General features: G+C 64.0%; 8 protein-coding genes. 4 read left to right on the top strand and 4 right to left on the bottom strand.

The genetic code is table 11. The features are described 5' to 3' along the window. Window positions 1-1,826: excinuclease ABC subunit UvrB (gene uvrB, locus VF662_RS06075; protein ID WP_464138903.1), on the bottom strand; the 1,826-nt coding region annotated here is incomplete at its 3' end. 67 nt (window positions 1,827-1,893) lie between these two features. Between uvrB and VF662_RS06070 the strand changes: the two genes are divergently transcribed. Together VF662_RS06070 and VF662_RS06065 are read left to right on the top strand one after the other, a co-directional pair. Further along, window positions 1,894-2,412: a DUF3617 domain-containing protein gene (locus VF662_RS06070; protein ID WP_464138902.1), complete on the top strand. Its 519-nt coding sequence runs from the start codon at window positions 1,894-1,896 to the stop codon at window positions 2,410-2,412. After that, window positions 2,409-2,918, top strand: a complete 510-nt coding sequence (locus VF662_RS06065; RefSeq protein ID WP_464138901.1) for a DUF3617 domain-containing protein — start codon at window positions 2,409-2,411, stop codon at window positions 2,916-2,918. The genes VF662_RS06070 and VF662_RS06065 overlap by 4 nt, the downstream gene beginning before the upstream one ends. 4 nt (window positions 2,919-2,922) lie before the next feature. Here the strand turns inward: VF662_RS06065 and VF662_RS06060 are convergent, their stop codons facing one another. After that, window positions 2,923-3,207: a hypothetical protein gene (locus VF662_RS06060; protein ID WP_464138900.1), complete on the bottom strand. Its 285-nt coding sequence runs from the start codon at window positions 3,205-3,207 to the stop codon at window positions 2,923-2,925. Between the two features lie 137 nt (window positions 3,208-3,344). On the opposite strand from VF662_RS06060, the gene VF662_RS06055 reads away from it, so the two are divergent. After that, window positions 3,345-3,518, top strand: coding sequence for a hypothetical protein (locus tag VF662_RS06055; RefSeq protein ID WP_464138899.1), 174 nt, complete (start codon window positions 3,345-3,347; stop codon window positions 3,516-3,518). A gap of 21 nt (window positions 3,519-3,539) precedes the next feature. Here the strand turns inward: VF662_RS06055 and VF662_RS06050 are convergent, their stop codons facing one another. Continuing rightward, on the bottom strand, window positions 3,540-3,701 hold the full coding sequence (locus VF662_RS06050) for a hypothetical protein (protein ID WP_464138898.1): 162 nt from the start codon (window positions 3,699-3,701) through the stop codon (window positions 3,540-3,542). 93 nt (window positions 3,702-3,794) lie between these two features. On the opposite strand from VF662_RS06050, the gene VF662_RS06045 reads away from it, so the two are divergent. Continuing rightward, complete coding sequence (locus tag VF662_RS06045; RefSeq protein WP_464138897.1) at window positions 3,795-4,055, top strand: hypothetical protein; 261 nt, start codon at window positions 3,795-3,797, stop codon at window positions 4,053-4,055. A gap of 890 nt (window positions 4,056-4,945) precedes the next feature. On the opposite strand, the gene VF662_RS06040 is transcribed toward VF662_RS06045, so the two are convergent. Then, complete coding sequence (locus tag VF662_RS06040) at window positions 4,946-5,122, bottom strand: hypothetical protein (RefSeq protein WP_464138896.1); 177 nt, start codon at window positions 5,120-5,122, stop codon at window positions 4,946-4,948. Window positions 5,123-5,394: the final 272 nt, after the last annotated feature.

The raw sequence follows: 5,394 nt of genomic DNA, 5'->3' as shown, positions 1-5,394 counted from the left end.
TTATATTCGAGCTGCTTCTGGCGGCGCCGGTCGGTTTCGTTGAGCGCACGCTCCATCGAGCCGGTGACCCTGTCGGCATAGAGGATGACGCGGCCTTCGACGTTGCGGGCGGCGCGGCCGATCGTCTGGATGAGCGAGGTTTCGGAGCGGAGGAAGCCCTCCTTGTCCGCGTCGAGGATCGCCACCAGGCCGCATTCGGGAATGTCTAGGCCTTCGCGCAGCAGGTTGATGCCGACGAGCACGTCGTAGACGCCGAGACGGAGATCGCGGATTAGCTCGATACGCTCCAGCGTCTCCACGTCCGAATGCATGTAGCGGACGCGGAGGCCCGCTTCGTGGAGGAACTCCGTGAGATCCTCCGCCATGCGCTTGGTGAGCGTGGTGACGAGGGTGCGGTAGCCCTTCTTCGCCGTCTCCTTCGCCTCGTGGATGAGGTCGTCGACCTGGTCCTCGACCGGCTTGATCTCGACGGGTGGGTCGATCAGGCCAGTCGGGCGAATGACCTGCTCGGCGAAGACGCCGCCGGTCTGCTCCATCTCCCACGCGCCCGGTGTTGCGGAGACCGCGACCGACTGTGGGCGCATCGCGTCCCATTCGTTGAAGCGGAGCGGCCGGTTGTCGATGCAGCTCGGCAGCCGGAAACCGTATTCGGCGAGCGTGATCTTCCGCCGGTGATCGCCGCGCGCCATGGCGCCGATCTGCGGCACCGTCTGGTGACTCTCGTCAATGAAGAGCAGCGCGTTCTCGGGGAGATATTCGAACAGGGTGGGCGGCGGCTCGCCGGGCAGACGCCCAGTGAGGAAGCGGGAATAATTCTCGATACCGGCGCACGAGCCCGTGGCGGCGATCATCTCGAGGTCGAAGTTCGTGCGCTGCTCGAGCCGCTGCGCCTCCAGCAGCTTGCCTTCCGCGACCAGCTCCTTGAGGCGCTCGGAAAGCTCGTGCTTGATGGCTTCCATCGCCTGCTTCAGCGTCGGCCCGGGCGTCACATAGTGCGAGTTCGCATAGACCTTGATGTAGTCGAGGCTGGCGATCTTCTTGCCAGTCAGCGGATCGAACTCGACGATTTCCTCGATGTCGTCGCCGAAGAAATTGATGCGCCAGGCGGTGTCCTCATAGTGGGACGGAAAGATCTCCAGATTGTCGCCGCGGACGCGGAAGTTGCCGCGGGCGAAGGCCTGGTCGTTCCGCTTGTACTGGAGCGCGACGAGCTTGCGGATGATCTCGCGCTGATCGGCGACGTCCCCCTTCTTGAGGCTGAAGGTCATGGCCGAATAGGTTTCGACCGAGCCGATGCCGTAGAGGCACGAGACTGAGGCGACGATAATCACGTCGTCCCGCTCCAGAAGCGCCCGCGTCGCCGAGTGGCGCATGCGGTCGATCGCCTCGTTTATCGAGCTTTCCTTCTCGATGTAGAGGTCGGTGCGCGGCACGTAGGCCTCGGGCTGATAATAATCGTAATAGCTGACGAAATATTCGACTGCGTTGTCGGGGAAGAAGCTCTTGAACTCGCCGTAGAGCTGCGCGGCCAGGATCTTGTTGGGCGCGAGCACGAGCGCCGGGCGCTGCAGCTCCTCGATCACCTTCGCCATCGTGAAGGTCTTGCCCGAGCCGGTGACGCCGAGCAGCACCTGCGTCTGCTCGCCCTCCCTCATCTGCTGGGTGAGCTCGGCGATCGCGGCCGGCTGATCGCCCGAAGGCTCGTAGTCGGAAACGATCTTGAATCGCTTCCCGCCCTCCGCCTTTTCGGGGCGCTGGGGGCGGTGCGGGACGAAGCTCTGGCCGGTTTCGGGCTCTTCAAGGCCCGTTCTGATCGTGATCGCCATCTTCTCTATATGGATATTCAAAATGCCCTGCGCTACCGTTCGGGACACATCATCGGGGGAGGGATATATGCGCGCATTCGCACTGGTTCCGTTGCTGCTTGCAGCCGCCTGTTCGGGCGGATCGGAGGCGCCGAAGCAGGAGGAGACCGCGGCGGCGCAGAAGCTAGACGCCGGCCAGTGGGAGCTCACGACCGAAGTGACGAAGTTCGCCAAGGCGGACCAGGGCAAGCCGAAGATCGATACGCCCGAAGGCACCAAGGAGACGCGGACGGTGTGCGTCGAGGAGGCGGACGCCGCCAAGCCGCAGCCGGCAATGTTCGGCGGCGAAAAGGACGAGTGCACCTACGGCGACTTCTACATGTCCGACGGCCGGCTGAGCGCGACCGTCAACTGCAACCGCCCCGGCCTCAGCGGAAACGTCGCCACCCGCGCCGATGTCGACTTCAAGGCGAAGTCGCTCGAGGGAACGCTGAGCACGACCACCTACCTCACCACGGACGGCGACGTTCAGATCAGCCGCAAGCTCACGGGCCGGCACACCGGCCAGTGCACTGCGGAGCCCGCGGGCAAGGAGAAGAAGGCGTGAGGCTCGGATATCTCGCCTCGGCGGCCTTGATCGCGCTTGCCGGCTGTTCGGGCGGCAACAAGGGCGAGCAGAGCGCGGAAGAGGTGGCCAAGGAGATGGCGTCGCTGAAGATGCGGCCGGGCCAGTGGGAGGCGACCAACGAGATCGTCTCGGCGACCGCGCCCGGTCTTCCGCCTGAGGCGCTGCGCAGCATGGTGGGGCAGAAGCGGACCGAGAGCAGCTGCGTGACGCCCGAACAGGCGGAAAAGCCGAGCGCCAATTTCCTCGCTGGGCAGAAGGGTAGCGACTGCACCTACCAGGATTTCTCGATGGACGACGGCCGTATGACCGGCACCATGAACTGCTCGATCCCCGGAATGCCGGGCAAGACGGTCATGAAGATGGACGGCAAATACAGCCCGGTCGCCTACGACATGAACATGGACATGGAAGTGGGGATGCCCGGCGGGGTGAAGATGAACGTCAAGGCCCGCACCACCGGCCGCCGCACCGGCGAATGCAGCTGAAGCCTTAGTAGCGGCCGCCGCCCGGCGCCGCGGCCTCGGCGGGGGCTTCGGCGGCCGGAAGGCTGAACTTGTCCGTGCTGATGGTCTGGGCGCCCTCGACGTCGCTCGGTGCGGGGATCGGCCGGTCGTGAAGCACATAGTTGCCGAGGCTGAGCTCAAGCGCGAATTTCGCCTGAAAGAGCGCGTCGGCTTCCGTCTCCGCTTCGGCGACCGCCTCGGGAACGTCGACGAAGGTCGCGCGCACCTTGCCGTCCGGCGTGCCGGCAAGCCTGACGGGATATGAAAGCACACTAAGCTCCGGTTTTAGATGGAAAAGTCGGAACCTAAGCGCATAACCTGAGTTAATGTTCCGGCGCCCGAGTGCAGGCTGGGCGCGGAAGCACGATCGGCAAAGATTAGCGCCGAATCCAAGCAATCAGGTTCGTTGTGCAAGACAATAAGGATGCTGCAGCGGAGGCGGACGCCGCCACCGATCGGCTGCAGAAGGGCCTTCGCGCCGCCAAATCGATCGTTCGCGACTACAAAGCCAAATTGTGCCGCAAGCCATCGGGCGAACCGCGCGAGACTTTGAAGAAAGCCGCATTCCAGTTCGACCGCTGACGGGAGCGGCTTCGGCCGCTCCTAATGAACCGCCGGCTGCGGATGCGGGTCGATCTGCTTCGCCTCGCTCTCATAATGTTCGGCAAGCTGGCGAAGCGCCCGACGCTCGATCGGAGTCGCTGCCTGGCTGACCTGCTTGCGGCATTGGCGCGCCTGCTCGCGCAGATAATCGGCTTCCCTCATGCGCACGTTCCTCTGGCCGGAACCACAAAGCTTAACTTGGGTTAGAGTTCCTGCGCCTGATCCGTTCAGCCGCAAAGCAGGAGAAATATGCGTATGAAGTCATTGCTCAATGCGGCGCTCGGCGCCGCCGCCCTCAGCGTCGCCGCATGCGGCGGACAGGGCGACGATTCGCTCGGCGACAACGTCGCCGACGCCGCCGAGGCGCAGGCCGAGAACCTCCAGGCGGCCGCTGACAATACATCCAGCGAAGCGCAGGCCGACGCGCTTGAGGATCGTGCGGACGCAGTCGAGGAAGCGGGCGAGGCGAAGGAAGAAGCGATCGACGACGCCGACGTGAAGGTGAACCAGCAATAGCTCTCACAGGCTCTGCGCCGACGCCGATGACGAGGCGCAGAGCCGCTGTGGACGGATCGCTTCAAGCGCCGAAGTTCCGGCCTGCAAAATGAGCCTAAGCGACTGACAAATATCGCTTTTGGACTGCAGTCGCTACTTATCCCCGATATACAACTTATCCACAGGCTGAATCCGCTTTGCGCGACTCGGAAAGCGTGAGACTTGTTGTCCGTGGCCGAAAGCGGACGACCGGAAACGGACGAAAGCTCCAGGCCATAGCCGGGACCGACGAGGCGGAAGTTCGCAAGAATGGACGCCACGGGAGAAACGGCTCGGGCGACCGAAGGAAGAAGCGCGAGGCACTTGCTCTAGGGCAGATGCCGAACCCACTTTCCGAAAGCCGTCCTGCCGAACCGGAGCCTTCGGGCGAAGGAGAAGCGAACCGAGACCCAAGCGGAACTGCTGTCCCGTTTGGCGATCGGAAACCGGACACCGGAAAAGGAACAGCAATGTTCCGGACCCAGGACCGAAAAGGGTGGAAGCAAGGCGCAAGCCGGACCCAAGCCCGACTGGAACCGAATGAGGCCGCAAGGCCGCTGCAGGAACCGGATTGGGGGCCCGCCTGAAGCAGCGATGCGAAAGGCTGGGTAACCCGAGAGGGAAAGGATGAGGCCGCAAGGCTTCGGACGATCCTGATCCGCCCAAGGGAGAAAGCCGAGCCTTCGGGCCAGGCGGACGACTGCGGGAAAGTGGGGGCCGGTGGCAACACCGGCCCCCATCACTTTTTGGGGGTCACCTGGTTTGCATACCCCCGATCAATAGGGGTGATACCAGTAGACGCCCTGCCCCACGCTCGAGTAGCGGCCTGCGGGCTCCGGCGATCCCCGCTGGCCTCTGGGAATGAAATATCCTCAACCGCCGTCGAACTCCGGCTTCATCAATATATTGATGCCATCTTCGTAGATGGTCACCGTTTCCGGGCGGAGCGCAGCGATGGCGCGTGGCCACCGGCTTTTCGGGATGGTCGCATAGGCCCTGCCGGTGTGGGTCATCATTAGGGCCTGCGCCTCGGCTTTGATCGCCTTCAACGTCGCCTGCTCGCGAGTAGGCCACGCGCAACCCAAAAGCAGAGCGAGGATCGCCAGGACGGCGAACCCGCTACCACTGCGTAGCTTCCTAAGAGCATTCTTAGGGGGCTTCATCGTCCTCGAAGCCTAGCTCCCGTGGACCTGGGATCAAGTCCGCGCCGCTCGAGACGCCGAAATCCTCGTCAGGCGCGGCCGTCGCCGCCGGGGCTTGCAGTGCCTGCCGGACCGGTGCCGCCGTGCTGGCCGAGCGGGCCGCCGCCGCCGAGCCCGGC

The sequence above is a fragment of the Allosphingosinicella sp. genome, from assembly GCF_036387215.1.
Classification (GTDB): Bacteria; Pseudomonadota; Alphaproteobacteria; order Sphingomonadales; family Sphingomonadaceae; genus Allosphingosinicella.
The sequence above is the reverse complement of the archived record's forward strand: the minus strand, read 5'-3'. Positions and strand labels throughout refer to the sequence as shown.

Excerpts from the sequence above, each read along its gene's own strand:
- VF662_RS06050 (WP_464138898.1), bottom strand. The coding sequence starts at position 3,701 with ATGAGGGAAGCCGATTATCTGCGCGAGCAGGCGCGCCAATGCCGCAAG.
- VF662_RS06070 (WP_464138902.1), top strand. The coding sequence starts at position 1,894 with ATGCGCGCATTCGCACTGGTTCCGTTGCTGCTTGCAGCCGCCTGTTCG.
- VF662_RS06045 (WP_464138897.1), top strand. The coding sequence starts at position 3,795 with ATGAAGTCATTGCTCAATGCGGCGCTCGGCGCCGCCGCCCTCAGCGTC.